The sequence below is a fragment of the Pseudomonas sp. NY15356 genome (assembly GCF_048068175.1).
GTDB lineage: Bacteria > Pseudomonadota > Gammaproteobacteria > Pseudomonadales > Pseudomonadaceae > Aquipseudomonas > Aquipseudomonas putida_K.
The window spans coordinates 68,500-94,526 of the sequence record NZ_JBLUPW010000020.1 but is presented as its reverse complement, the minus strand read 5'-3'; the positions used below and the strand labels follow the sequence as shown (position 1 = coordinate 94,526).

Here is a 26,027-nt window from a genome sequence, read left to right as displayed (position 1 = left end):
CTGGCTGAGCACCAGGTTCTTCAGGTCAGGGCGACGTGTGTCGATATGCCAGGCATTGCCTGCGGGGTAGAGTTTTTTCGCTTCCCGGTACAGGGCTGCCAGGTAGGCGGCTGGCGAGAACATCGAGGCGACACTGCCTGGGGCGGCAAACTTCGCTGCGCGGCCGCCGAACCATTCTTTGTAGTCGTGCAACGAAACGTCCGGATGCTGGATGCCGCGTCTGATCGCCTGGGGCAGCAGGGGCGAGGCGCGGGTGAGGATTTTCTTTTCCAGCAGTACCGCATCCTGGTTGGCCTTGGTCGCGGCCGCGTGCAACGCCTGCACGTCGCTCGACGTGAGTGTATCGTCCAACTTGCGCAACTGCGCACAACTAAGAAGACCAACAGGTGCCAATGAACGAACACCGGTTTTTGCACATATCGCAACCGGCGGCTGAGTATTTTGCGGCATTAATCTATATCCTCTCCATATATAGCCTTGCGACTTGTTCAAACCAAACAACCTCACGCCTCCCAGTCGGTGCGCGGAAAGTTATTTGGTTTAAAGGATGCACCCGAGTTCGTGGCCACTTGCGGGTTGTAAAACCGCACAACGCCATACGCCACGGATGCATGTATATGGAAAGCTTAGAGCCACACCCCCTCTGCCATAACCAGCAACCCTACGAGGTTATCAATTATTTACTTTCATGTACCCTGCCCACTCATTTCAATCAGTCCGAAATGAATACAATCTTTATTAATTGCTGAAGTCTCTGCCGAACACCGCCGTCAGTGCCTTTGATCAGCCTCGGCCAGGGCCTGCTTGGCATCCCAGCCTCCCCCCAGCGCGGCGATCAGCTGTACGCTGGCAACCAACCTGCCCTGCAGCAAGCTCAGCACGCTGCGTTCATTGCTCAGCGCGGTGGTCTGCACGTTGACCACATCCAGGTAGCTGATCAGGCCGGCGCGATACTGGTTCTCGGTCAGGCGCAACGATTCACGGGCCGCCTCCAACGCCTCCTGGCGTACCACCGCTTCGTCGCCGTATACCTTCAGCTGTACTAGGTAGTTTTCCACTTCCTTGAATCCATCGAGCACGGTTTGACGGTACTGGGCCACGGTCTGGTCGTATACCGCGACGGTGCGGTCGACCTCGGCACTGCGCCTGCCGGCATCGAACAACGTCATGGCCAGCGAGGGCCCCACCGACCAGTAGCGGTTGGGCAGTTCGATCCAGTTGCTGAAGCTGCTGCTGGAATAACCACCGCTCATGCTCAGGCTCAGGTCCGGAAAATAGGCCGCGCGGGCCACCCCGATATTGGCGTTGGCGGCCATCACGTTGCGTTCGGCCGCTGCGATGTCGGGGCGGCGTTCCAGCAATTGCGAAGGCAGCGCCAGCGGAATCTGCGGCAACGCCGGAATGGCCTTGCTGTCGGCCAGGGCAAAATCCGCCGGCGCCTTGCCCAGCAAGACGGCAATAGCATTCTCGTACTGGGCACGCTGCCAGGCCAGGTCGATGAGGTCCGCCTGGGTGCTCTTGAGCTGGGTTCGCGCCTGAGCGACCGCATCTGGCCCGGCGACACCTGCCCGGTACTGGTTCTGGTTCATCCGCAACGAGCGCTCGTAGGCCGCCACGGTGGCTTCCAGCAGGCGCTTGTGTTCATCGATGACACGCAACTGCAGGTAGTTCTGCACCAGTTCCGACTGCAGGCTCAAGCGAATGGCGGCCAGGTCCGCCAGGCTCGCCTGGGCACTGGCCTCATTGGCATTCAAGGTTTCGCGCAGCTTGCCCCACAGGTCGATCTCCCAACTCACGCCAAGCTGGGCGTTGTAGGTGTTGCGAATACCGCTGCTGTTGTTGGACAAGCTCGAGCTGCTGCTGCCGGTGCCCTGGGCCGAACGGGTCTTGCCCACCGACAGGTCGAGGCTGGGGAACAGCGCGCCCCGGCTGCTGCGCACCAGAGCCTGGGCTTGGCGGTACTGGGCCTCGTACTGGGCAACGGTCTGGTTGCTGCGGTTGAGCTCATCGACCAGCGCGTTCAGCCCGCTGTCACCGTAGATTTCCCACCAAGCCCCTCGGGCGATGGCGTCGGAGGGGTTGGCCTGGGTCCAGCCTTCGGCCTGCTTGAACTGTGCCGGGGTCGCAAGCGCTGGGCGGTGATAGTCCGGGCTCAAGGTACAGGCACTGAGCAGTGCTGCGCACAGGCCAGCGCCGACCAGTCGCGAGCCACGCCCGCAGGTCAGCCTCTGCAGGGCGCGGTGAAGTGGAGTCTGGGCGAAATTCATAGCGGGGTATCCAGTGCGGCGTCGGTGCGCACGCCGCGCCAACGGTTGAAACGGTGGCGCAGGCGGTCGAGGTACAAATAGACCACCGGCGTGGTGTAGAGGGTCAGGACCTGGCTGAATACCAGGCCACCGATGATGGTCAGGCCCAAGGGCTGGCGCATTTCGGCGCCCTCGGCACGGCTGAGCAGCAGCGGAAGCGCGCCAAGGATAGCCGCCAGGGTGGTCATCAGGATCGGGCGCAGGCGCAGCAGGCACGCCCGACGGATGGACTCCTCCGGGCTCAGGCCATCATGGCGCTCCAGCTGCAAGGCCAGGTCGATCATCAGAATGGCGTTCTTCTTCACCACCCCGATCAGCAAGAACAGCCCCAGCAGCGAGATCAAGCTGAACTCGCCACCCGTGGCATACAATGCGAGCAAGGCGCCGACACCGGCCGACGGCAAGGTGGAGAGGATGGTCAGCGGATGGATATAGCTCTCGTAGAGGATTCCCAGCACCAGGTACACCAGCACCAGGGCGCCGAGGATCATCAGTGGCTGGCCCTGGGTGGTCTTGGCGAACACGTCGGCCGTACCACCGAGCTTGGCGATCACTTCCTCTGGCAGGCCGAGCGTGGCCACCGCGCGCTCCACCGCCGCCATCGCCTGGTCCGGGCTGTAGCCTTCGGCAACGTCGAAGGCAATGTTCTCGGAGGCGAACTGGCCCTCATGGCTGACGCGGTCATTGGCCAGGCTGTTCTCGTAATGGGCGAAGGTGGACAGCGGCACCCGGGCACCATCGGCAGTGATCACCTGCACCTGTTCCAGGGTCTTGGGGTCCCAGGCATACCTGGGGTTGATCTCCAGCACCACCTGGTACTGGTTGAGGCTGTCGTAGATGGTCGAAATCTGCCGCTGGCTGTAGGCATTGTTCAGCACCGTGGTGACCATGTCCATGTCGATGCCCAGGCGCTTGGCCTGGTCGCGATCGACCACCAGCGTCACCTGCTGGGTGCCGGCGCCATCACGGGCATCGATGGCGGTCAGCTGCGGCAAGGCGCGCAGGGCAGCGACCACCTTGGGGAACCATTCGCGCAGTGCCGCCAGGTCACCGCTCTGCAGGGTATAGAGGTACTGCGAAGTGGACTGGTCGCGCCCGGCGCTGCCCAATTGCAGGTCCTGGTCAGCCATCAGGAACAGGCGCCCGCCGGGCACCTTGGGCATTTCCTTACGCAGGCGCTCGATCACCTGCTGGGCCGACAGCTTGCGCTCGGCGATCGGCTTGAGGCGTACCAGCACGAAGGCATTGTTGGTGCCGCTGTTGCCACCGATGAAGCCGGCCACGCTCTGCACCGCAGGGTCTGCCAGCAGGGCCCGGCGATAGATTTCCATCTTCGGCTGCATCACGCTGAACGACAGGCCATCGTCGCCCCGGATGAAACCCTGCAGTTGACCGGTGTCCTGCTGCGGCATGAGGGTCTTGGGCACCACCACGTACAAGGCGATATTGACCCCGATGGTCACCAGCAGGCTGAGCAGGGTCAGACGCTTGTGCCGCAGGGCCCAGCCCAGGCTGCGGTCATAGGCCGCAACCATGCGTTGGTGCACACGGTCGCTCCACTGCTGCAGGCGGTTCTGCTCCTGGGCGTGGGGCTTGAGCCAGCGCGAGCACAGCATTGGCGTCAGCGTCAACGACACCAGCAGCGAAACCAGGATGGCGGCTGCCAGGGTGATGGAAAACTCCAGGAACAAGCCGCGGACGATGCCCCCCATGAACAGGATCGAGACGAACACCGCCACCAGCGAGACGTTCATCGACAGCAGCGTGAACCCCACCTCCTTGGCCCCCAGGAAAGCCGCACGCATGGGCGGCTGGCCCTCTTCGATGTGCCGGGAGATGTTCTCCAGTACGACGATGGCATCGTCGACCACCAGGCCCGTGGCGAGAATCAGCGCCATCAGCGACAGGTTGTTCAGGGAAAAGCCGCACAGGTACATGACCGCGAAGGTGCCGACCAGCGACACCGGCACGGCCAGGCTGGGGATCAGCGACGCGCGCAAGTTGCCCAGAAACAGATAGACCACCAGGATCACCAGCACCACGGCGATCAGCAAGGTGTGCTCGGCTTCCTTCAGGGTGGCCTTGATCACCGGCGAGCGGTCCATGGCCACATCCAGCTTGACGCTGGCCGGCAGCAGCGACTGCAAGGCGGGCAGCTGGGTCTTGATCTGCTCGACCGTCTGGATGATGTTGGCGCCGGACTGGCGGTTGACCACCAGCAGTACGGCGCTCTGGTCGTTGAAGAAGCCGCTGTTGTAGCGGTTCTCCACGCCATCGGTGATGGTGGCCACGTCCGCCAGGCGCAGGATCGAACCGTCCTGCTGACGGATCACCACCGGCTTGTAGTCGTCGGCTTTTTCCAGCTGGTCGTTGGCCCGCACCTGCCAGTTGCGCTCGGCGTCCTCGACGAACCCCATGGGCCGGCGCTGGTTGGCGTTGGCCACCGCCGTGCGCACCTCGTCCAGTGACAGGCCGTACTGGTTGAGCAACTGTGGCTCCACGGCGATGCGCACCGCCGGCAGCGAACTGCCGCCGATCTGCACTTCCCCCACCCCACTGACCTGGGACAGGCTCTGGGCCAGGATGGTATCGGCCAGGTCGTACAGCTGGCCTTTCTGCAGCACATCGGAGGTCAGCGACAGCACCATGATCGGCGCCTGCGACGGGTTGATCTTGCGGTAGGTGGGCATGCTGCGCATGCCGCTGGGCAAGAGGTTGCGCGTGGCATTGATCGCCGCCTGCACCTCGCGCGCCGCACCGTCGATATCGCGGCCCATCTCGAAGCCGATGATCACGCGGGTCGAGCCCTGGTTGGAGCTGCTGGTCAGCGTGGTGACGCCGGCGATGCTGCCCAGCTTGCGCTCCAGCGGTGTGGCCACCGTCGCGGCCATGACTTCGGGGCTGGCGCCCGGCAGGTTGGCCTGCACCACGATCACCGGGAAATCCATTTGCGGCAAAGGCGAGACCGGTAGCAGGCCGAAGCTCACGCCACCGAGCAGCATGATCGCCAGGCTCAGCAGCATGGTCGCCACCGGCCGGCGGATGAAAGGCCCGGAGAGATTCATGCCTCGGCCTGCTGCGTGTCGGTGGCCGGGCGCCAGCGGCGAGCCAGGCGGTCGAAGTACAGGTAAATGACCGGCGTGGTGAACAGCGTCAACACCTGGCTGACCAGCAGGCCGCCGACCATCACCAGCCCCAGCGGCTGGCGCAGCTCGGCGCCGGAGCCGGTGGCGAGCATCAGCGGCACAGCACCGAACAATGCAGCCAGGGTGGTCATCAGGATCGGCCGGAAGCGCAGCAGCGCAGCCTGGTAGATCGCCTCGCGTGGGGACATGCCCTGGTGGCGCTCGGCCTCCAGGGCGAAGTCGATCATCATGATGGCGTTCTTCTTGACGATGCCGATCAGCAGGATGATGCCGATGATGGCGATCATGCCCAGGTCATTGCCGCTCAGCAGCAAGGCCAGCAACGCGCCGACCGCTGCCGACGGCAATGTCGAGAGGATGGTCACCGGATGGATGTAGCTCTCGTAGAGCACGCCCAACACAATGTACATGGTCACCACCGCCGCCAGGATCAGCAGCAAGGTGCTCGACAACGAGGCCTGGAACGCTTCGGCGGCGCCCTGGAAGCGCGTCTGCACGCCCAGCGGCATGCCGATCTGCTGCTGCACCTGCTCGATGACCTTGACCGCCTCGCCCAGGGAGGCGCCATGGGCCAGGTTGAACGACATCATCACCGCTGGGAACTGGCCGATATGGGAAATCGCCAGCTGCGCCTGGCGCTGCTCGATGCGGGCGAGCGCCGAGAGACGCACCTGGCCCCCGTCGCTGGCCTTGACGTGGATCGACTCCAGCGCCTGCGGGCCGATGCTCGAGGCGGTCTGCGACTGCAGCACCACGCGGTACTGGCTGGCCTGGGTGTAGATGGTGGAGATCTGCCGCTGGCCGAACGCGTCGTACAAGGCATTGGTGATCTGCGACACGCTGATGCCCAGGCGGCTGGCCATGTCACGGTCGATCACCAGGTATACCTGCAGGCCCTTGTCCTGCAGGTCGCTGGCCACGTCCTGGAGTTCGGGGCGCTGCTGCAGGGCCTGGACCAGCTTGCCGCTCCACTCGGCGAGCAGGTCGGCGTCCGGGGACGACAGGCTGAACTGGTACTGGGTACGGCTGACCCGGTCCTCGATGCTCAGATCCTGCACCGGCTGCATGAACAGGCGAATGCCCACCAGCGTGTCGAGCTGCGGTTGCAGGCGCTCGATCACCTCGCTGGCGGTGACATCGCGCTCGCCGTGGGGCTTGAGGTTGATCAGCAGGCGGCCGCTGTTGAGGGTGGCGTTGTCGCCGTCCACGCCGATATAGGACGACAGGCTCTGCACAGCCGGGTCCTGCAGGATCACCTTGCTCAGGGCCTGCTGGCGTTCGCTCATGGCGGCGAACGAGGTGGATTGCGGTGCTTCGGAAATGCCCTGGATCACCCCGGTGTCCTGCACCGGGAAGAAACCCTTGGGCACGATGATGTAGAGGAACACCGTCAGCGCCAGGCTGGCGACAGCGACCAGCAAGGTCAGCGGCTGGTGCTTGAGGACCCACTGCAGGCCACGGCCATAGCGCTCGATCAGCCAGTCGATCCAGGCGCCGCTGGCACGGTAGAAGCGCCCCTGTTCTTCTTCTTTGGGCTCGCGCTTGAGCAGGCGTGCGCACATCATCGGCGTGAGGGTCAGCGACACCACCAGGGAGATCAGGATCGCCACCGCCAGGGTGATGGCGAACTCGCGGAACAGGCGGCCGACCACATCGGCCATGAACAGCAGCGGGATCAGCACCGCGATCAACGAGAAGGTCAGCGAAACCAAGGTGAAGCCGATCTGCCGGGCGCCCTTGAGCGCCGCCTGCAACGGCGTCTCGCCCTCCTCGATGTGTCGCGAGATGTTCTCCAGCATGACGATGGCGTCATCCACCACGAAGCCGGTGGCGATGGTCAGGGCCATCAGGGTCAGGTTGTTGATCGAGAAGCCGGCCAGGTACATCACGCCGAAGGTACCGATCAGCGACAGCGGCACGGCGATCGACGGGATGACAGTGGCGCTGAAGCGGCGCAGGAAGACGAAGGTGACCATGACCACCAGGGCGATGGCGATCAGCAGTTCGTGCTGCACATCCTTGACCGCGGCACGGATGGTCTGGGTACGGTCGGTCAGGACCATCACGTCCAGGCCGGCCGGCAGGTTGTCGGTGATCGACGGGAGCATGGCCTTGATCAGGTCGACCACTTCGATGACGTTGGCCCCGGGCTGGCGCTGGATGTTCAGCAGCACGGCCTGGTTTTCGTTGGCCCAGGCCGCGAGGCGCTCGTTCTCGGCGCCATCGACGATCTCGGCGACATCCTTCAGGCGCAGCGGTGCCCCATTGTTGTAGGCCAGGATCAGGTTGGCGTATTCCTCAGGCGAGCGCAGCTGGTCGTTGGCGTCGAGCATCGATACACGGGTCGGGCCATCGAAGTTGCCCTTGGGCTGGTTGACGTTGGATGCCCCGATCAGGGTGCGCACGTCCTCGAGGTTCAGGCCGTTGGCCGCCAGGGCGTCGACGTTGACCTTGATGCGCACCGCCTGACGCTGGCCACCGGCGATGCTGACCATGCCAACGCCGCTGATCTGCGCCAGCTTCTGCGCCACACGGGTATCGACCAGGTCGTTGAGCTTGGGCAGCGGCATGGTTTTAGAAGCAATGGCCAGGGTCAGGACCGGGGTGTCGGCCGGGTTGACCTTGTTGTACACCGGCGGCGCCGGCAGGTCGCTGGGCAGCAGGTTGGTGGCGGCGTTGATCGCGGCCTGTACCTGCTGTTCGGCGACGTCCATGTTCATGTCGAGATTGAAGCGCAGGGTCAGTACCGAGGCGCCGCCGGAGCTGGTCGAGGCCATCTGGGTCAGGCCGGGCATCTGGCCGAACTGGCGTTCCAGCGGGGCGGTGACCGCACTGGTCATGACCTGTGGGCTGGCGCCGGGGTACAGGGTCATGACGCGGATGGTCGGGTAGTCGACTTGGGGCAGCGCCGAGACCGGCAGCAGCTTGTAGGCGATCAGGCCGGCCAGGACGATGGCCAGCATGCTCAGCGTGGTGGCGACCGGCCGCAGGATGAACAGGCGCGAGAGGTTCATGCGCCGGCCTTGCCCGATTCACCGGCCTGGGCCGAGCCCTTGGCATCCTGGCCCTGCAGGTGTTGGCCGGGGGTGGTCGGTACTTGCGAGCTGTCTTCCACCACTTCGACCTTGCTGCCTTCGCGCAGGCGGTCGGTGCCTTCGAGCACCAGGCGATCGCCTGCGGCCAAGCCTTCCAGGATCACGCTCTGTTCACCATCGCTGGCACCGACCTTGACCTTGCGGATATTGACTTTGCTTTCGGCGTTGACCACGTAGGCGAAGGTACCGTCATTGCCGAACTGGATCGTCGCGGCCGGAGCCAGCACCACCTGCTTGAGCGTGTCGGCCAGCAGGCGCACATTGACGAACTGGTTGGGGAACAGCGCCTGGTCCTGGTTATCGAACCGGGCCTTGAACTTCAGGGTACCGGTGGTGGTGTCGATCTGGTTGTCGAGGCTGCCCAGCACACCGGTGGACTGCAGTTTGCTGTCTGCGCGGTCCCACGCCTCGACCGGCAGGCTGGCACCGCTGCGGTAGCGCGCGAGTACCGTGGAGAGTTCGGTTTCCGGCAGGGTGAAGGCGACACTGATCGGCTGGGTCTGGGTGATGACCACCAGGGCAGTGGTGTCGTTGGCTGCCACCAGGTTGCCCAGGTCGAGCTGGCGCAGGCCGACGCGACCGCTGATCGGGGCGCGGATCTGGGTGAAGTCCAGGTTCAGGCGAGCGTCGGCGACCGCGGCCTGGTTGGTCTTGACCAGCCCCTGGAACTGCGCCACCTGGGCCTCGGCGGTGTCGAGGGTCTGCTTGGCGATGCTGTCCTCGGCGTACAGGCCCTTGTAGCGCGCCAGGTCGACCTGGGCGTTCTTCAATTGGGCTTGGTTCTGCGCCAGGGTCCCTTCGGCCTGTTGCAAGGCGATGCGGTACGGGCGTGGGTCGATCTCGGCCAGCAGCTCGCCAGCCTTGACCTGCTGGCCCTCCTTGAAGTGGATCTTGACCAGCTCACCGGCCACACGGCTGCGTACGTTGACGGTATTGGTCGCGGTAACGGTACCCAAGGCCTTGTAGTACAGCGGGAAGTCACCGACATGCACCGGCGCCACACGCACCGGCACCGGATCACTGGAGGCGCCAAAGCCTGGGCGCCCGCCCATTCCCATGCCCATGCCCTTCCCCGGCCGGCCGCTGGGCTGCGCCTGGTGGGGCGGCGTCGCGGGCCACAGCCACCAGGCCAGCAAGGCCACCAGCAGCAGGATCAGCAGGCCGAAAAGCCAGCGACGAGGGGAGCGAGAGACAGAAGCTTGCATGGGTTGAACGAACCTTGTTCGGTGATGACGACTTGGGGAGGTTGAACGATAAGCACTGGGGCGGTGTTAGCAAAGCACCTTTACCAGGCATTTACCTTCGCCTTACGTTGCCAAGGTGCTGAACTTTAAATGAAAACGGCCTGGAAATCGTTCCAGGCCGTCATGTTGATCTCGTAGGGCTCTGTGGGAGCGGCAGTCCGACCTGCCCCGCGATCAAGGGCAAAGCCCAGAATCAACGATGGGGCGCGAAGCGCCCCGGTACGCTTACTTCAGGACAGCCAGCGCTGCGTCGTAGTTCGGCTCGTCGGCGATCTCGCCAACCAGCTCGCTGTGCAGGACCTTGTCGTTCTCGTCCAGCACCACCACCGCGCGAGCAGCCAGGCCAGTCAGCGGGCCGTCGGCGATGGCAACGCCGTAGTTCTCCAGGAACTCGCGACCACGCAGGGTCGACAGGTTCTGCACGTTCTCCAGGCCTTCGGCACCGCAGAAACGGGCCTGGGCGAACGGCAGGTCGGCGGAGATGCACAGCACCACGGTGTTGGCGAGGTCGTTGGCCTGGGCATTGAACTTGCGCACGGACGTCGCGCAGGTCGGGGTGTCGACGCTTGGGAAGATGTTCAGCACCTTGCGCTTGCCGGCGTAGTCCTTCAGCGACTTGTCGGCCAGGCCTTCACCGACCAGGGAGAAAGCCGGTGCCTGAGCGCCCGCCTGTGGCAGGTTGCCGTTGACCTTGACTGGGTTGCCTTTGAGGGTCACTTGAGCCATGACGAAATCCTTGTACGCGGTTTGAAAAGGAGCCTGAGTTAAGCATGAAGGCGCTCAGGTGCCTATCGGAAAAGTTAAATTGTTCTATTTCCTGGCTTTTTTTGTGGACAAAAAAATACCCAGGCAGCAACAAAACTGCCTGGGCACCATTGTTCAGCGGCTCAGCCCAGCAGGCTGCCCACCACAGAGTAGAGCACCGAAGACATGGCGATCAGGCCAAGCACCACGACGAAGACGTTGGACATCGCGCCGCTGTACTTGCGCATCGACGGCACGCGACGGATGGCGTACATCGGCATCAGGAACAGCAGCGCCGCGATGATCGGGCCGCCCAGGGACTCGATCATGCCCAGGATGCTCGGGTTCAGGGTAGCGACGACCCAGCACACCACCAGCATCAGCGCGGCGACCACGCGGTCCAGGGCCTTGGCGCCGGGGCGCAGACCAGCCTTGGCGATGATGCCCTTGAGGCCTTCGCTGGCACCGATGTAATGGCCCAGGAACGACTTGGCGATGGCGATGAAAGCAATCAGCGGCGCCGCAAAGGCAATGGCCGGGTTGCTGAAATGGTTGGCCAGGTAAGACAGGATCGACAGGTTCTGCGCCTTGGCCTCGGCCAGCTGTGCGCTGCTGAGGGTCAGCACGCAACTGAAGACGAAGAACAGCACCATGGCCACCATCAGCAGGTGGGCACGGGCCAGGATCTGGCCACTGCGCTGGTCGGCATGCTCACCATAGCGGCGCTTCTGGTCGACCGCGAAGGCCGAAATGATCGGCGAGTGGTTGAAGGAGAACACCATCACCGGAATCGCCAGCCACAGGGTATGCAGGAAGGCCGAACCGGTCGGCAGCGTGGCGGCGCTGTCCAGGATGCCGCCGTTCCAGTGCGGCACCAGGTACAGGGCCAGCAAGGCAAGGGCAACGATGAACGGATACACCAGCAGGCTCATGACCTTGACCGTGGCCTGCTCGCCGCAACGCACGATCGCCAACAGGCCCAGGATCAGCACGAACGACAGGATCGCTCGCGGTGGCGGGGTCATGTGCAGTTGGTGCTCCATGAAGCTGCTGACGGTGTTGGTCAGGGCAACGCTATAGATCAGCAGGATCGGGAAGATGGCGAAGAAGTACAGCACGGTGATCAAGGCACCGGCCTTGAGCCCGAAGTGTTCCTCCACTACGTCGGTGATATCGCCACTGCGACCGGAAAGGACGAAACGGGTCAGGCCACGGTGGGCGTAGTAGGTCATCGGGAAGGCCAGCACGGCCAGGATCAGCAGCGGCCAGAAACCGCCAAGGCCGGCGTTGATCGGCAGGAACAAGGTCCCGGCACCGATCGCCGTGCCAAACAGGCCCAGCATCCAGGTGGTGTCTTGTCGCGACCAGCTGCCAAGGGTAGCGGAGGTCGATTCTTCGAAGCGCTGTTCGACGCTTGGGGCCTGCTCATTCATTCCGGGTGCAACTCCACTCGCAAGACTGCAACAGGCTGAGAGTGGCGAAACACGGGGCCTCGCGCACCTCAACCGAAAAAGAGGGGCGCGATTGTGCGCTGATCGGGTTGCACTTGCATAGCCCCGCCCGAGGAGTGGTTGCACCTTTTGTGTAGGAATTACCTTAAAAAATCACACCGAACAAACAGAGAGAGTTGCACCCATCAGATTTCATGGGCAGCGAGAAGCTCCGTGAGTACGTCGGCCAGAGCCCGCACCATGGCATCCGCAGTGGGGCGGTGCACGACCACGATCTCGTAGCTGTCCACCTCCGGTAGCCCTTGCCCTGCGCCCAGTACCCTGTGCTCGGCAGTCGCCGCGCGCGGCGGCAACAGGCTGATGCCCATGCCGTCGGCCACTGCAGCCTGTATCCCGCTCAGGCTGGAGCTGGTGAAACTGATGCGCCATCGCCGGCCCATCCCTTCGATGGCGGTGATCATGTCGTCCCGGTATAGCCCCCGGGGCGGAAAGGTCACCAAGGGAATGGGGTCCAGCTCGAACGCCGGGGTCCGCACGCTGTCGATCCACTGCAGGCGCTCCGGCCAGCAGGCCACGCCCTCGCGCGCATTGCGGCGCTGCTTGAGCAGTACCAGGTCCAGCTCGCCGTTGTCGTAGGCCTGGCTGAGGTCGCGGCACAGCCCGCTGGTGACTTCCAGCTTGACCTCGGGGTGGCGCCGGCTGAACGCCGACAAGGCATTGGTGGTGCGCCCGCCAACGAAATCCTCGGGGACCCCGAGGCGTACGGTCACGCCCACCATGGCACCAGCGAGGGCTTCAAGCATCTGGTCATTGAGCGCGAGCATGTGGCGGGCATAACCGAGCAGCGTCTGCCCCGCATCGGTGGGCAGCACGTCACGGTTGCCTCGCACCAGCAGGCGATGGCCGACCATGTCTTCCAGCCGGCGCACCTTCTGGCTGATGGTGGACTGGGTCGAATGCAGGCGTGTCGCGGCGGTGGTGAAACTGCCGCAGTCAGCCACTACGACAATGGCACGCAACAAGTCCAGGTCGAAAAGAGCCCTATTCGATTTAACGCTGATAGACATGGAACTATTCAACTTTTGAATGGCAGGCTCGATTTCTAGCACGCCTGCCCATGGCGGGCAACAGCGCCCAAGGAATCAGTCGCCCAGCGCCACCCCTTCGCGGCGCGGGTCGGCACCGGCCGACCAGCCATCAGGCGTGCGTTGGATGACCTGGGTACCGCTGGTCATCGTCATCGGCGTTACCTCATGGCCCAGCGTCTGGAGCGCATGCACCAGCTTCGGGCTGACCAGGCCCGCCTCCACTTCGGTGCCGACATTGCGGCTGCCGAAATTGGGCAGATTGATGGTCTGCTGAGGGTCGAGTTGCCAATCCAGCAGCCCGATCAGCGCCTTGTTCACGTAGCCGATGATCTGCGAGCCACCGGGCGAGCCGAGGCTGGCCACCAGCTCGCCGCTCTGGCGAGAAAACACCAACGTCGGCGACATGGACGACAGCGGCCGCTTGCCCGCCTCGACGCGGTTGGCGACCAACCGGCCACCCTCGCTCGGCACGAAGGAGAAATCGGTGAGGTGATTGTTAAGGACGAACCCCTTGACGAACAGGTGCGAGCCGAACGCGGCTTCCACCGAGGTGGTCATGGCGACGGCCCCGCCCTGCTCGTCGACTGCCGAGACATGGGACGTGGCGACGCGCAACGGCGAGCGGTCCGGGGCCAGCGACAGGTCGGCGCCAGGTGGGGACCCGGCCTGCGCGTGCTTCATGCTCCGCGCACCGATCAGCCTGGCGCGTTCGGCCAGGTAGGCCTTGTCGAGCAAGCCCTGGGTATTGACCGGGACATAGTCGCTGTCGCCCAGGTACTGGGCGCGATCGGCATAGGCCAGACGCTCGGCCTCGGCAATCAGGTGAACCGCCGTGGGTGTCGGCTCCAGGCCCGCCAAGGACGGTACCGGCACGGGCGGCATGCGTGCGAGGTCCAGCCGGGGCGTCGCCGTTTGCAGCGCTTCGAGAATGCCCAGTGTCTGCAGCACGGCGACCGCACCGGAAGACGGCGGCGGCATGCCGCAGATACGCCAGGCCTTGTAGGGGCCACACAAGGCGGTGCGGGGCTTGGCCCGGTACTGGCGCAGGTCCTCGAGTGACAAGACACCAGGGTTGGCGTGGCCACGTACGGCGGCCACCATCGCCTCGGCAACCGCCCCGGTGTAGAACCCATCCGGGCCCTGGTCGGCGATCAGTTCCAGGGTCTGGGCAAGCTCGGGATTTTTCAGCAGCGCGCCAACCGCCAGCGGCTTGCCCTGGGCATCGAGGAAATAGCGAGCCATGCTCGGCGAACCGGCAATGAAGGCGTCGGAGGCCAGCAATGTATGCAGGCGGCTGGAAACCGGGAAGCCCTCGCGCGCCAATTCGATGGCCGGCGCGAAGAGGTCGCGCCACGGCAACCTGCCATGCTGCTCATGGGCCAGTTTCAGCGCCCGCAGCACGCCAGGCACCGCGACCGAGCGACCGCCGATCTGGGCATCCCTGAAGGCCATGGGTGTGCCGTCCGGCTTGAGGAACAGGTCTGGAGTAACACCGCTGGGGGCGCTTTCGCGACCATCGAAGGCCTGCACGTTCCGGCCGTCCCAATACAGGATGAACGCCCCACCGCCAATGCCGCTGGACTGCGGCTCGACCAAGGTGAGCACCGCCTGCATGGCGATTGCCGCATCGATGGCGCTGCCACCGGCACGCAACATGGCCCGCCCCGCCTCGCTGGCCAGCGGGTTGGCTGCAGCGGCCATATGGCGGCTGGCCTGAGTAGGTACCAGGCCTGCACGATAGCCGGAGGCAAGTTCCGGTGCAGGTGGCAGGGAAGGCGGCCCTGCCCGCCCGCCCCAGCCGCAACTGGTCAGGGCCAGGAGGCAGCAAAGAGCAAGCGGCAGTGTGTGCGAAGGCCTTTTCAAGCGTGACGTCCTGTAATCGAGGGGCAACATGTGCCAAAAACAGCGATTTTAGCCGAACCTGCGTGAAAAGCTGCAAAGCGACTCGTATCAAGAAATGCACTGCATGCCATGCGGATAATTAACTTCCAAGCCGACCTGTGGTTTTCCTAGGATGAAATCCGGTCAATCAGGAGCCCAGCCCATGCGCTTGCCGTTCGCCACTGCCCTCTTCGCCTTGTTCACAAGCTTCGCTGCCCACGCCGAGACCTCTGCCATGGATATCCAGTTGCTCGATGCCGCCCAACGTGGCGATGCCACAGCCGTACGCCACCTGCTCGACCAGGGGGCCACAGTGGATGCCCGCGACAGCCAAGAGCGTACGGCGCTGCTGGTCGCCACCCGCGCCAACCGCGTGGACGCGGCCAAGGCGCTCATCGAGGCCGGCGCCGACGTCAACGCCAAGGACAATATCCAAGACAGCCCCTACCTGTATGCCGGCGCCCGCGGCCTGAACGACATCCTGCGCCTGACCCTGGATCACGGGGCCGACCTCAAGAGCACCAACCGCTACGGCGGTACGGCATTGATCCCCGCTGCCGAACGCGGGCATGTCGAGACCGTGCAGCTGCTGATCGATGCCGGCGTCGACGTGGACCACCTCAACCGGCTGCACTGGACCGCCCTGCTCGAAGCGGTGATCCTCGGCGACGGCGGCCCACGTCATGTAGAGATCGTGCGTCGTCTACTGGCGGCCGGTGCGGACCCGATGATCACCGACAAGGATGGCGTGACGGCCTTGGAACATGCGCGCCAGCGTGGTTATCGGGAGATGGTGTCGCTATTGGAAAAGTAGGTTCCCCCACTGCTCCCACAGTGCTCGTGCGAACCGCTGCTCTTTACGATGTTCCGCCTTCCCTGTCGGAACATGGCCCGGAACGGCTTGCTTGACGTATACGTCAACCTGCCTTTAGCTTACGGCTATCCACTCTTCCGAGCCCGAGCATGAGCACCCAGACCTACAGCATTTCCGACCTGTCCCGCGAACTGGACATCACCACGCGCGCGATCCGCTTCTATGAGGAACAAGGCCTGCTCAGCCCTGAGCGTCGGGGGCTGGAACGCATCTATTCAGCGCGTGACAAGGTCACCCTGAAACTGATCCTGCGGGGCAAACGCATTGGTTTTTCATTGGCCGAGTGCCGTGAGCTGATCGAGTTGTACGACCCCAGCGGCGGCAACCTCAAGCAGCTGACCAGCATGCTCGCCAAGATCGCCGAACGTCGCGCCCAGCTGGAGCAGCAAATGCTCGACATCCAGCAGATGCACCTGGAGCTGGACACCGCCCAGGAGCGCTGTGAACAGGCCCTGGCCGCCACCTTGAACAAGCAGCACCACAACAACAGCCATTGATCCGCCACAGGAATCCCGCCATGTCATTGCCCCAGAATGTCCGCCTGGTCGAGGTCGGCCCACGCGACGGCCTGCAGAACGAAGCCCAGCCCATCAGCGTCGCCGACAAGGTCCGGCTGGTGGATGACTTGACCGATGCTGGGCTGTCTTATATCGAAGTGGGCAGTTTCGTCTCGCCCAAGTGGGTACCGCAGATGGCGGGCTCGGCCGAGGTATTCGCGGCGATCAGGCAGCGTTCAGGCGTGACCTATGCCGCACTGGCGCCCAACCTACGCGGCTTCGAAGATGCCCTGGCGGCGGGCGTGAAGGAGGTGGCGGTATTCGCGGCCGCCTCCGAGGCGTTTTCCCAGCGCAACATCAACTGCTCGATCAGTGACAGCCTCAAGCGCTTCGAGCCGATCATGGACGCAGCGCGCAACCACGGCGTACGCGTGCGTGGCTATGTCTCCTGCGTGCTGGGCTGCCCCTATGAAGGCAAGGTCAGTGCCGAGCAGGTCGCGCCAGTGGCCCGTGCACTGCACGAGATGGGCTGCTACGAAGTCTCCCTGGGCGATACCATCGGCACCGGTACCGCAGGCGACACCCGCCGGTTGTTCGAGGTGGTTTCGGCCCATGTGCCGCGCGAGCGGTTGGCCGGGCATTTCCATGACACCTATGGCCAGGCCCTGGCCAATGTCTATGCCAGCCTGCTCGAAGGCATCCAGGTGTTCGACAGCTCGGTCGCAGGCCTGGGCGGCTGCCCCTATGCCAAGGGTGCTACCGGCAACATCGCGACCGAGGACGTGGTCTACCTGATGCAGGGCCTGGGTATCGAGACCGGCATCGACCTTGCGCGACTGATCGCCGCTGGCCAGCGCATCAGCACGGTGCTGGGCCGCGACAATGGGTCGCGGGTCGCACGGGCCTATAGCGCACGATAAATCATCGAGGTGTCACATTCGTGTGGGTGGAGTGTTACCTCCCCCACGTTTGCCAGCGAAAAATCGGGTAACAGGGAAACAAATCGGCAGATTTTCAGGTACCCCGATTTCTCAGACATCACCCAAGCCTTTGATTTTAAAAGGTTTTAAAAAGTTGGCACGGCACCTGCTTTGTCTCTGGCATAACAAGAACAAAAACGCGATACCCAATAAAAACAACAGGTAACGGCTCTGACATAACAAGAACAACACGGCAGAGGCGTAGCAAGCAGATTTTTTTGGAGTAAACACGCTTTTCAGGGGTTCGCCCCGCGGTCTGGCACAGAACAATAAAACTACCTTCAGGTAGCGGCAGCCAGGTTCGGATCAGCAATGATGAAGGCAGGTCGGCGCTCAAAAAAATACGTTTGCTCTTGTGCCCCGAATGGGGGCCACCCGCGGTACAGAGGCAAAGGCTGACAAAAACAACAACAGGCCAGTCTCCAATAATAAAAAAAGAGCACGCAACAACGCTTATGAGGGGAGCTTCGGCTCCCCTCAGTGCTTCCTGTCATCCCCTTCCAGCTTCTCCTCCTCGCCCTCGATCTTCTCCACCAGCACCGGCATGCTGCCCAGCACCAACAGCGCCAACACCGTGCTGATCACCGCCGTGGCTTCGCGGCCCATCCCGGCGGCGGTACCGATGGCGGCGGTCATCCACAGCCCAGCGGCGGTGGTCAGGCCTTTCACATGGCTGGTGTCCGTGCCGTTTCCCTTGAGAATGGTACCGGCGCCGAGAAAGCCGATGCCCGCGACAATGCCCTGGATCACTCGGCTCAATGCCTGTTCGTTCGCGCCGGCCATGCTCGGCGCCAGTACGAACAGCGCCGCGCCCAGGGATACCAGCATATGCGTGCGCACGCCCGCCGATTTGCCCTTGTGCTCGCGCTCGAAACCCAGCACCGCGCCCAGAAGCGCCGCCATGATCAGGCGCACGAGGACTTGGGTGACCTCGCGCACATCGGTGATGTCGGCGAATTCAGCCTGTATCGCCTGCCATATCGTGTACCACCAAGGATCCATGCTGTGCCTCCCAGGTTGTGCATCACCCTTTTATGCACCGTTCCCCTGTAGGTTGACCGTTGCGCCTGCCCGGAGTGCGATCGGCCCCGCCGAGCGGAACGATGCAGCAACCGCGAACCTGGTGCGGTCACAACCGATGACTGTCACAGGAGGAATTCGCCATGCCCGTTGAAATCGATGAAACCACCCGTCGCTGCACGCTGATCGGCGAGGACCTGCGCCTTGAGGCCGAAGGCCCGGACATCGAGATCGTCACCGATGAACAGCTGCGCATGTCCGTGGCGCTGCTTGCCGGCCAACGCGTCCCCATTACCGAGGCCGAAGCCGACGCGCTCACCGTGGCCGGTGCGCTAGATAGTCGCAGGCATCTGAAGGCCAGCGCGCCAGGCTCCGTGATCTAAGCGCTGCGCGACAATCCACGACCATCTGATACGGTTTTTATCGCGCCACCTGAGCCTGTGCTGAAAACAGACCACGCCTCATAGTGAACGGGCCTGATCGAAGCAGACGAGCACCGCGCCATGAGCGATAAAATCCCCAGCCAGGTCATCGAGGTTGCCGCGCCGGTACAAAAGCGCAAGGCCCTGGATGACAGCGGCATCCACACCCGCAGTTTCACCGGCCTGTACCGTAACCTGCGCATCGGCTTTGCCGGTGCGCTGTTCGTGTTGTTCTTCGGCACCGCCTGGCTGAACTGGAACGGTCGCCAGGCAGTGCTCTGGGACCTGTCCGAGAGCAAGTTCCATATCTTCGGCGCGACCTTCTGGCCGCAGGACTTCATTCTGCTGTCGGCGCTGCTGATCATCTGCGCTTTCGGCCTGTTCGCCATCACCGTATTCGCCGGCCGCGTATGGTGCGGCTACAGCTGCCCGCAAAGCGTCTGGACGTGGTTGTTCATGTGGTGCGAAAAGGTCAGCGAAGGTGATCGCAACCAGCGTATCAAGCTTGCCGCAGCCCCCTGGAGCCTCGAGAAAGTCGCACGCCGTGGCCTCAAGCATGGCCTGTGGTTGGCCATTGGCGTGGTCACCGGCCTGACCTTCGTCGGCTACTTCACCCCGATCCGCGCTCTGGCCATCGACCTGTTCACCTTGCAGCTGGGCGGCGTACCACTGTTCTGGGTCGTCTTCTTCACCATCGCCACCTACCTCAATGCCGGTTGGTTGCGCGAGGCCGTATGCCTGCACATGTGCCCTTATGCGCGCTTCCAGAGCGTGATGTTCGACAAGGACACCCTGGCGGTGGCCTACGACCCGCGCCGTGGCGAAGCCCGTGGCCCGCGCAAAAAAGGCAGCGACCCGCAGGTCCAGGGCCTGGGCGACTGCATCGACTGCACCTTGTGTGTGCAAGTCTGCCCCACCGGCATCGATATCCGTGATGGACTGCAGATGGCCTGCATCGGTTGCGCCGCCTGCATCGATGCCTGCGACGGCGTGATGGACAAGATGGGCTACGCCCGCGGCCTGATCGGCTACAAGTCCGAACACAACCTGCACGGTGGCAAAACCCACTGGCTGCGCCCACGCCTGCTCGGCTACGCCGGCGCCCTGCTGCTGATGGTCGGCGCCCTCAGCGTGGCCTTGGACATGCGCCCGATGGTGTCGCTGGATGTGATCAAGGACCGCAGCCTGTTCCGCGAGAACGCCCAGGGCCAGATCGAGAACATCTACCTGCTCAAGATCATCAACAAGACCCAACAGCCGCAACAGTATCACCTGCGCCTGGTGGAGGCCGAAGGCTTGGAGTTGAACGCCAAGACTGTATTCGCCATCCCCGCCGGCGAAATGAATGAGTTGCCGGTGTCGGTCGCCCTGCTCGCCGAGCGCCCGGCCGACAGTACCCAGGAACTGATCTTCGAAGTCTGCGCACTGGGCGCGCCATCGACCTGCAGCCAGGCCCGTAGCCGCTTCGTCGCACCACTGAACCGCTGATCCCTTACACTGATGTGTCACCTGCCTGCCGAGCCACGATGAAACGCTACGAACGATTCGCCGACGACATTGCCGAACTGATCCGCTCCGGGGTGCTCGCCCCTGGCCAGCGCGTGCCCTCGGTGCGCTACGCGAGCCAGACCCATGGGGTCAGCCCGTCCACGGTGTTCCAAGCCTACTACCTGCTCGAGCGTCGCGGCCTGATCCGGGCCCGGCCGCGCTCGGGCTATTTCGTCAATGCCCACGCGCCACGCCAGTTCAGTGAACCTCTCGCCCAGGCACCGGTCAGTGAGTCCACCGACGTGGATGTCAGTGCCTTGGTGTTTTCCATCCTCGACTCGATCAAGGACCCGCACACCGTGCCGTTCGGCTCGGCCTTCCCCAGCCCGGAACTGTTTCCGCTGCAACGTCTGTCGCGCTCACTGGCCAGTGCCAGCCGCGCCATGGACCCGCAGATGGTGGTCACCGACCTGTCGCCGGGCAATCCACAGCTACGGCGGCAAATCGCCCTGCGCTACATGGTCACAGGCCTGATGTTGCCGATGGAGGAGCTGCTGATCACCAATGGCGCGCTGGAAGCCCTGAACCTGTGCCTGCAGGCGGTCACCCAGCCCGGCGACCTGGTGGCCATCGAGGCACCAGCTTTCTATGCCTGCCTTCAGGTACTGGAACGGCTCAAACTTAAGGCCGTGGAAGTTCCGGTCCATCCACGCGAAGGCATGGACCTGGGAGCGTTGGCCCAGACCCTGGAGAAACACCCGATCAAGGCCGTGTGGTGCATGACGAATTTCCAGAACCCGGTAGGTGCCAGCATGCCGGAGGCGAAGAAACAGGAACTGGTCGAACTGTTGCGCCGCCACCAGGTGCCGCTGATCGAAGACGATGTCTACGCGGAACTCTATTATTCGCAGCAAGCGCCCAAGCCGGCCAAAGCATTCGATACCGATGGCCTGGTGATGCATTGCAGTTCGTTCTCCAAGAGCCTGGCACCCGGCTACCGCATCGGCTGGGTGGCGGCCGGGCGTTTCGCCCAGAAGATCGAACGGCTCAAGCTGATGACCTCATTGTGCGCCTCGATGCCGGCCCAGGCGGCCATTGCCGACTATCTGCAGCACGGCGGCTACGACCGGCATCTGCGCAAACTGCGCTACGCCCTGGAGGGCCAGCAACTGAGCATGCTCGGCGCAATCGCCCGGCACTTTCCGGCCCAGACCCGGGTCAGCCACCCCACCGGTGGTTATTTCCTGTGGCTGGAACTGCCCGAACAGATGGACGCCCTCAAGCTGTTCCACCTGGCCCTGGCCCAAGGCATCAGCATCGCACCGGGGCCGATCTTCTCGCCGACCCGACGCTTTGGCAATTGCATTCGCCTGAACTACGGCAGCCCTTGGCACGACACCGCGGAACAGGCCATGGAGACGTTGGGGAAGATCGTCAGGTCATTCTGACAGACCTGCATGCCGGCTACGGGAAGCGGCCTAGCGCCCGCCCCCCAGATCGATGAAGCTGCCTGTCGAATAGGATGCCTTGTCCGACAGCAGCCACATGATCGCCTCGGCCACCTCTTCAGGCCGCCCGCCCCGCCCCATCGGCAGGCCAGGCTCAAGCTTGGCCACACGGTCCGGGTCACCGCTCAGGGCATGAAAGCCGGTGTGGATATAGCCGGGGCGTACGCCGTTGACCCGCACGCCCTCGCCTGCTACTTCCTTGGCGAGCCCCAGTGTGAAGGTATCCAGCGCGCCCTTGGAGGCGGCATAGTCGACGTACTCATTGGGCGAGCCAAGCCGTGCCGCCACCGACGACACGTTGACGATCGCCCCGCCCTGCCCGCCATGACGACGGGCCATGCGCAGCAAGGCGTGCTTGGCACACAGCATCGGCCCGACCACGTTGGTCTTCATCACCTTGAGCAGGCGGAATTCGGACATTTCCTCGACCCGGCTCTGCTGGCCAATGGTCCCGGCGTTGTTGACCAGCGCGGTAACCGGGCCAAGCTCCTGGTCGACGCGGTGGAACAGCTGGGACACTTCATCCTCGACACTGGCATCGGCACGCACGGCGATGGCCGTGGCGCCCAACGCGCGCACTTGGGCCAGTACCTGTTCAGCGGCCTGGTCGTCGGCGTGGTAGTTGATGCAGATGCGGTAGCCCTGTTGTGCCGCCAGCAGCGCCGTGGCAGCGCCGATGCCACGGCTGGCACCGGTGATGACGATGACCTTCTCCATGAATCCGCCAATTGCTCTGGGAATGGATTCCCGACAATAGGGGAAAAGGCGATGCTTGTGAATGCCCTCGAAGGGCGCAGGGCGAAAGCGGCTCCCACAGGCTTCACACAGCTATCAATGCCCAGCCGAAGCCGGCGCCGCCTTGGCGGTGAACGGCGGTCGCGCCAGCCACACCAGCAGGATCAGGCCGGCGAACACCCAGGTCATCAAGGTGAAATAGTCCACCGTCGACATCATGTAGGCCTGGCCGTTGAGGATGCGCTCCAGTTGCGCATAGCTCTGTGGGTTGGCCCCGCCCAGCTGCCCCAGGGCATGCTGGGTCGCCGGATCGTACTCGCTGATGTGCTCGCTCAGGTAGGCATGGTGTTGCTCGGCGCGGCGGATCCATATCCAGGTGGTCAGCGATGCGGCGAAGCTACCGCCCAGGGTGCGCAGGAACGTCGCGAGGCCCGAGCCGTCGGCGATCTGATGTGGGGGCAGGTCCGACAGCAGGATGCTCAAGGTCGGCATGAAGAACAGCGCCACGCCAATGCCCATGAACAGCTGCACCAGCGCCACGTGCTGGAAGTCCACCTCGTTGGTGAAGCCTGCGCGCATGTAGCAGCTGGCACCGATCGCCAGGAAGGCCAGGCCCGCCAGCAGGCGCAGATCCACCCGATGCGCGTACTTGCCCACGAAGGGCGACAGGACCACCGGCAACAGGCCGATCGGCGCCACCGCAAGGCCCGCCCAGGTGGCGGTATAGCCCATCTGCGTCTGCAACCATTGCGGCAGGATCAGGTTGATGCCGAAGAAGCCGGCGTAGCCACCGACCATCACCAAGGTGCCCACGCGGAAGTTGCGGTGCACGAACAGCCGCAAGTTGACCACCGGATGGCGGTCGGTCAGCTCCCAGATCACGAAGATCGCCAGGAATACCACCGAGACCAGGCTGCCCACGACGATGAACGACGACTCGAACCAGTCCAGGTCGTTGCCTTTGTCCAGTACCACCTGCAACGCCCCGACACCGATGATCAACGTCAGCAGGCCGATGTAGTCCATAGGCTGGCGGCTGGTGGTGACCGGCCGTGTACGCATCTGCTGGCGCACCACGGCGGCGGCGAACAGGCCGATGGGCACGTTGATGAAGAAGATCCACGGCCAGCTGTAGCTGTCGGTGATCCAGCCGCCGAGAATCGGCCCGGCAATCGGCGCCACTACCGTGACCATGGCCAGCAAGGCCAGCGCCATGCCTCGCTTGGCGGGTGGGTACACGGCGATCAGCAAGGTCTGGGTCATGGGGTACAGCGGCCCCGCGACCACGCCCTGGAGCACGCGAAAAGCCACCAGCTCCGGCATCGACTGGGCGATCCCGCACAGGAACGAAGCCAGCACGAACAACAAGGTGGCCCAGATGAACAACTTCACTTCGCCGAAGCGCCGGCTCAACCAGCCGGTCAGCGGCAAGGCGATAGCGTTGCTCACGGCGAACGAGGTGATCACCCAGGTGCCCTGCTCATAGCTCACGCCGAGGTTGCCGGAGATGGTCGGCAGGGCCACGTTGGCGATGGTGGTGTCGAGCACCTGCATGAAGGTGGCCAACGACAGGCCAATGGTGGTCAGCAGCAGACTCGGCGGGGTGAACTGCGCGGGCGCGTTGTAGCTCATCGCTGGGCCGTCTTGCCGCTGGCGCTGTTCTCGTGGATCAGCCGGGCGATCAGCTCATCGGCTTCGGCCAACTGGCGGTCATACACCTGGGTGGCATAGCTGGCCTGCTGCGGAGGTTGCTGGGCCAATGCCGGGCCACTCTGATCGTGCAGGTCGACCTCCACCACCGTGGACAGGCCGATACGCAGCGGGTGTTGCTTGAGCTGCTCGGGGTTGATGTGGATACGCACCGGTACCCGCTGGACGATCTTGATCCAGTTACCGGTGGCATTCTGTGCCGGCAACAGCGCGAAGGCGCTGCCGGTACCGGCACCAAGGCTATCGATCGTGCCACTGTACTTCACGTCGCTGCCGTACAGGTCGGCGGAAATCTCCACCGGCTGGCCGATGCGCATATCGCGCAGTTGGGTTTCCTTGAAGTTGGCGTCGATCCAGACCTGGTCCAGGGGAATCACCGCCATGGTCGCCACACCCGGTTGCAGGCGCTGGCCCAATTGCACGGTACGTTTGGCCACGTAGCCGGTAACCGGTGCCACCAGCGTGGTACGGGCACGGTCGAGGTAGGCCTGGCGCAGGTCGGCGGCGGCGGCCATGACTTCAGGGTGCGACGACACCACGGTGTCGTCGACCAGCGCAGTGCTGGTATTGAGCTGCTGGCGGGCGCTGTTCAGGGCGCTCTGGGCAACGCTCAGGTCATCGCGGGCATGGGATATTTCCTCGGCTGCGATCGCCCCGCTGTCGGCCAGCACCTTGCGCCGCCGGTAGTTGTCCTGGGCCTTCTGCAACTCGGCCTGGCGCGTCTGCAACTGGGCCTTGAGGGCATCGACATTGCTGTACAGCCCGCGCACCTGGCGCACGGTGCGTGCCAGTCTGGCTTCGGCGGCCTGCAAGGCCACCTCGCTGTCGGCGGGGTCGAAACGCAACAGCACCTGACCTTCGCGCACCAGATCGCCATCGTCGGCACCGATGCTGGTGACGGTACCGGTCACCAGCGGTGTGATTTCCACCACGTTGCCGTTGACGTAGGCGTCATCGGTGCTTTCGTGCCAGCGCCCGACCAGGGCATACCAGGCCCAGGTGGCGGCGCCTGCCAGGATCAGCACCAGCAGCAAGCCCAGCAGCCAGGCCTTGCGCGTGCGCGTGTTGTCCGGCGCAGGTGCTGGGGTGGGAGTGTCAGCGGAAGTGGCCATGACAATACCTTGGAAAGAGTCGTGGGAGGATCAACGATTGCCGAAACGGCGAATCGTCAGGGGGTCGCCAGCGCTCAACAGCACCTTGGCCAGTAGACCCTCGAGGGTCTTGAGTTCCTCGGGCTGCAAGGCGCCGACCAGCTCATTCATTGCCGCGGCACCGATCTCCGGCAGCCGATCGGCCAGGCGCTGGCCATCCTCGGTCAACGCCAGGCGAACCTGGCGGCGATCCTCGGGGCAACGGTTGCGCAGGATGAGGCCCTTCTGCTCGAGGCGATCGAGCATGCGAGTCATCGAGCCGCTGTCCAGGCCGAGGTAGCGGCACAGTTCGGCTGGGGTATCCACGTCGTACTGGGTGACGATGATCAGCACCTTGAACTGCGCGGCAGTGACGCCGTCTGCTTCCAGGTGCCAATCGAGGATGCGGTCCTTGAGCAACGCGGCACGCCCCAAGAGCATGCCGATGGCGCAGGTCTGGAAGTTTTCCGGCGAGAAATGAGACATGACGAAGGCCCGGGGCAATATGTGTAGAAATATTACTGCCTAGGCAGTGAATGTCAAAGCCTTGATTAGCCTGCTATGTAAAAGTTCGGCAAGACGCTCTATCAGATCGCCTGGATCCGCCTGAATCGCGATGAAAAAACAGGCATCTGATAGTCGTTCGCCATTATCTTGGTTCTCGACACTCCCCGGTCGAGGGTAGAATGCGCAAAACCGGGAGCCGCA

At 63.7% G+C, this 26,027-nt stretch carries 20 protein-coding genes; 6 read left to right on the top strand and 14 right to left on the bottom strand.

The window, feature by feature from the left end; translation table 11 throughout:
- From ACNFCI_RS16625 to ggt, 9 genes are all read right to left on the bottom strand, one after another.
- Positions 1–351 (bottom strand): Tc toxin subunit A (locus tag ACNFCI_RS16625; protein ID WP_416768062.1); only part of this gene is annotated, 351 nt, incomplete at its 3' end.
- A 419-nt stretch (positions 352–770) separates the two neighbouring features.
- Positions 771–2,267 carry an efflux transporter outer membrane subunit gene (locus ACNFCI_RS16620; RefSeq protein WP_368829599.1) on the bottom strand — a complete coding sequence of 499 codons (1,497 nt, stop codon included), beginning with the start codon at positions 2,265–2,267 and terminating at the stop codon, positions 771–773.
- Complete coding sequence (locus tag ACNFCI_RS16615) at positions 2,264–5,371, bottom strand: efflux RND transporter permease subunit (RefSeq protein ID WP_368829598.1); 3,108 nt, start codon at positions 5,369–5,371, stop codon at positions 2,264–2,266. The genes ACNFCI_RS16620 and ACNFCI_RS16615 overlap by 4 nt, the downstream gene beginning before the upstream one ends.
- Positions 5,368–8,466: an MdtB/MuxB family multidrug efflux RND transporter permease subunit gene (locus tag ACNFCI_RS16610; RefSeq protein ID WP_368829597.1), complete on the bottom strand. Its 3,099-nt coding sequence runs from the start codon at positions 8,464–8,466 to the stop codon at positions 5,368–5,370. The genes ACNFCI_RS16615 and ACNFCI_RS16610 overlap by 4 nt, the downstream gene beginning before the upstream one ends.
- Positions 8,463–9,752 (bottom strand): MdtA/MuxA family multidrug efflux RND transporter periplasmic adaptor subunit, encoded by a 1,290-nt coding sequence (locus tag ACNFCI_RS16605; protein ID WP_368829596.1) that lies wholly within the window; start codon positions 9,750–9,752, stop codon positions 8,463–8,465. The genes ACNFCI_RS16610 and ACNFCI_RS16605 overlap by 4 nt, the downstream gene beginning before the upstream one ends.
- A 264-nt stretch (positions 9,753–10,016) precedes the next feature.
- Positions 10,017–10,517, bottom strand: coding sequence for a thiol peroxidase (gene tpx, locus ACNFCI_RS16600; protein WP_084856986.1), 501 nt, complete (start codon positions 10,515–10,517; stop codon positions 10,017–10,019).
- A 161-nt stretch (positions 10,518–10,678) separates the two neighbouring features.
- Complete coding sequence (locus ACNFCI_RS16595) at positions 10,679–11,968, bottom strand: serine/threonine transporter (RefSeq protein WP_084856984.1); 1,290 nt, start codon at positions 11,966–11,968, stop codon at positions 10,679–10,681.
- Between the two features lie 203 nt (positions 11,969–12,171).
- Entirely contained in the window at positions 12,172–13,053 is an 882-nt protein-coding gene (locus ACNFCI_RS16590) for a LysR family transcriptional regulator (RefSeq protein WP_084856982.1), read from the bottom strand.
- Between the two features lie 75 nt (positions 13,054–13,128).
- On the bottom strand, positions 13,129–14,937 hold the full coding sequence (gene ggt, locus ACNFCI_RS16585) for a gamma-glutamyltransferase (protein ID WP_368829595.1): 1,809 nt from the start codon (positions 14,935–14,937) through the stop codon (positions 13,129–13,131).
- A 181-nt stretch (positions 14,938–15,118) separates the two neighbouring features.
- Here ggt and ACNFCI_RS16580 point away from each other — a divergent pair, with 181 nt between their 5' ends.
- The 3 genes from ACNFCI_RS16580 (at position 15,119) to ACNFCI_RS16570 (ending at position 17,246) form a co-directional block, all read left to right on the top strand.
- Positions 15,119–15,769, top strand: a complete 651-nt coding sequence (locus tag ACNFCI_RS16580; protein ID WP_084856979.1) for an ankyrin repeat domain-containing protein — start codon at positions 15,119–15,121, stop codon at positions 15,767–15,769.
- 149 nt (positions 15,770–15,918) lie between these two features.
- On the top strand, positions 15,919–16,326 hold the full coding sequence (locus tag ACNFCI_RS16575; protein WP_224456003.1) for a MerR family transcriptional regulator: 408 nt from the start codon (positions 15,919–15,921) through the stop codon (positions 16,324–16,326).
- 20 nt (positions 16,327–16,346) lie between these two features.
- Positions 16,347–17,246: a hydroxymethylglutaryl-CoA lyase gene (locus tag ACNFCI_RS16570; RefSeq protein WP_084856975.1), complete on the top strand. Its 900-nt coding sequence runs from the start codon at positions 16,347–16,349 to the stop codon at positions 17,244–17,246.
- A 537-nt stretch (positions 17,247–17,783) separates the two neighbouring features.
- On the opposite strand, the gene ACNFCI_RS16565 is transcribed toward ACNFCI_RS16570, so the two are convergent.
- Complete coding sequence (locus tag ACNFCI_RS16565; RefSeq protein ID WP_324814621.1) at positions 17,784–18,308, bottom strand: MgtC/SapB family protein; 525 nt, start codon at positions 18,306–18,308, stop codon at positions 17,784–17,786.
- 161 nt (positions 18,309–18,469) lie between these two features.
- Between ACNFCI_RS16565 and ACNFCI_RS16560 the strand changes: the two genes are divergently transcribed.
- The 3 genes from ACNFCI_RS16560 (at position 18,470) to mapR (ending at position 21,684) form a co-directional block, all read left to right on the top strand.
- Entirely contained in the window at positions 18,470–18,709 is a 240-nt protein-coding gene (locus ACNFCI_RS16560; RefSeq protein WP_324814623.1) for a DUF3203 family protein, read from the top strand.
- Positions 18,710–18,829: 120 nt separating this feature from the next.
- Positions 18,830–20,236 carry a cytochrome c oxidase accessory protein CcoG gene (gene ccoG / locus ACNFCI_RS16555; protein ID WP_368829594.1) on the top strand — a complete coding sequence of 469 codons (1,407 nt, stop codon included), beginning with the start codon at positions 18,830–18,832 and terminating at the stop codon, positions 20,234–20,236.
- Positions 20,237–20,274: 38 nt separating this feature from the next.
- The gene (gene mapR / locus ACNFCI_RS16550; RefSeq protein WP_324814629.1) at positions 20,275–21,684 is read left to right on the top strand and encodes a GntR family transcriptional regulator MpaR; all 1,410 of its coding nucleotides are present in this window, start codon (positions 20,275–20,277) and stop codon (positions 21,682–21,684) included.
- A gap of 30 nt (positions 21,685–21,714) precedes the next feature.
- Here mapR and ACNFCI_RS16545 read toward each other — a convergent pair whose 3' ends face one another.
- The 4 genes from ACNFCI_RS16545 to ACNFCI_RS16530 form a co-directional block, all read right to left on the bottom strand.
- Positions 21,715–22,461: an SDR family oxidoreductase gene (locus tag ACNFCI_RS16545; RefSeq protein WP_084856965.1), complete on the bottom strand. Its 747-nt coding sequence runs from the start codon at positions 22,459–22,461 to the stop codon at positions 21,715–21,717.
- A 114-nt stretch (positions 22,462–22,575) separates the two neighbouring features.
- Complete coding sequence (locus ACNFCI_RS16540; protein ID WP_368829593.1) at positions 22,576–24,111, bottom strand: DHA2 family efflux MFS transporter permease subunit; 1,536 nt, start codon at positions 24,109–24,111, stop codon at positions 22,576–22,578.
- A complete protein-coding gene (locus tag ACNFCI_RS16535; protein WP_368829592.1) occupies positions 24,108–25,301 on the bottom strand; it encodes an efflux RND transporter periplasmic adaptor subunit in 1,194 nt (397 codons plus the stop codon). Before ACNFCI_RS16535 ends, ACNFCI_RS16540 begins: the two co-directional genes overlap by 4 nt.
- Before the next feature lie 30 nt (positions 25,302–25,331).
- A complete protein-coding gene (locus ACNFCI_RS16530; RefSeq protein WP_084856959.1) occupies positions 25,332–25,805 on the bottom strand; it encodes a MarR family winged helix-turn-helix transcriptional regulator in 474 nt (157 codons plus the stop codon).
- Between the last annotated feature and the right edge of the window lie 222 nt (positions 25,806–26,027).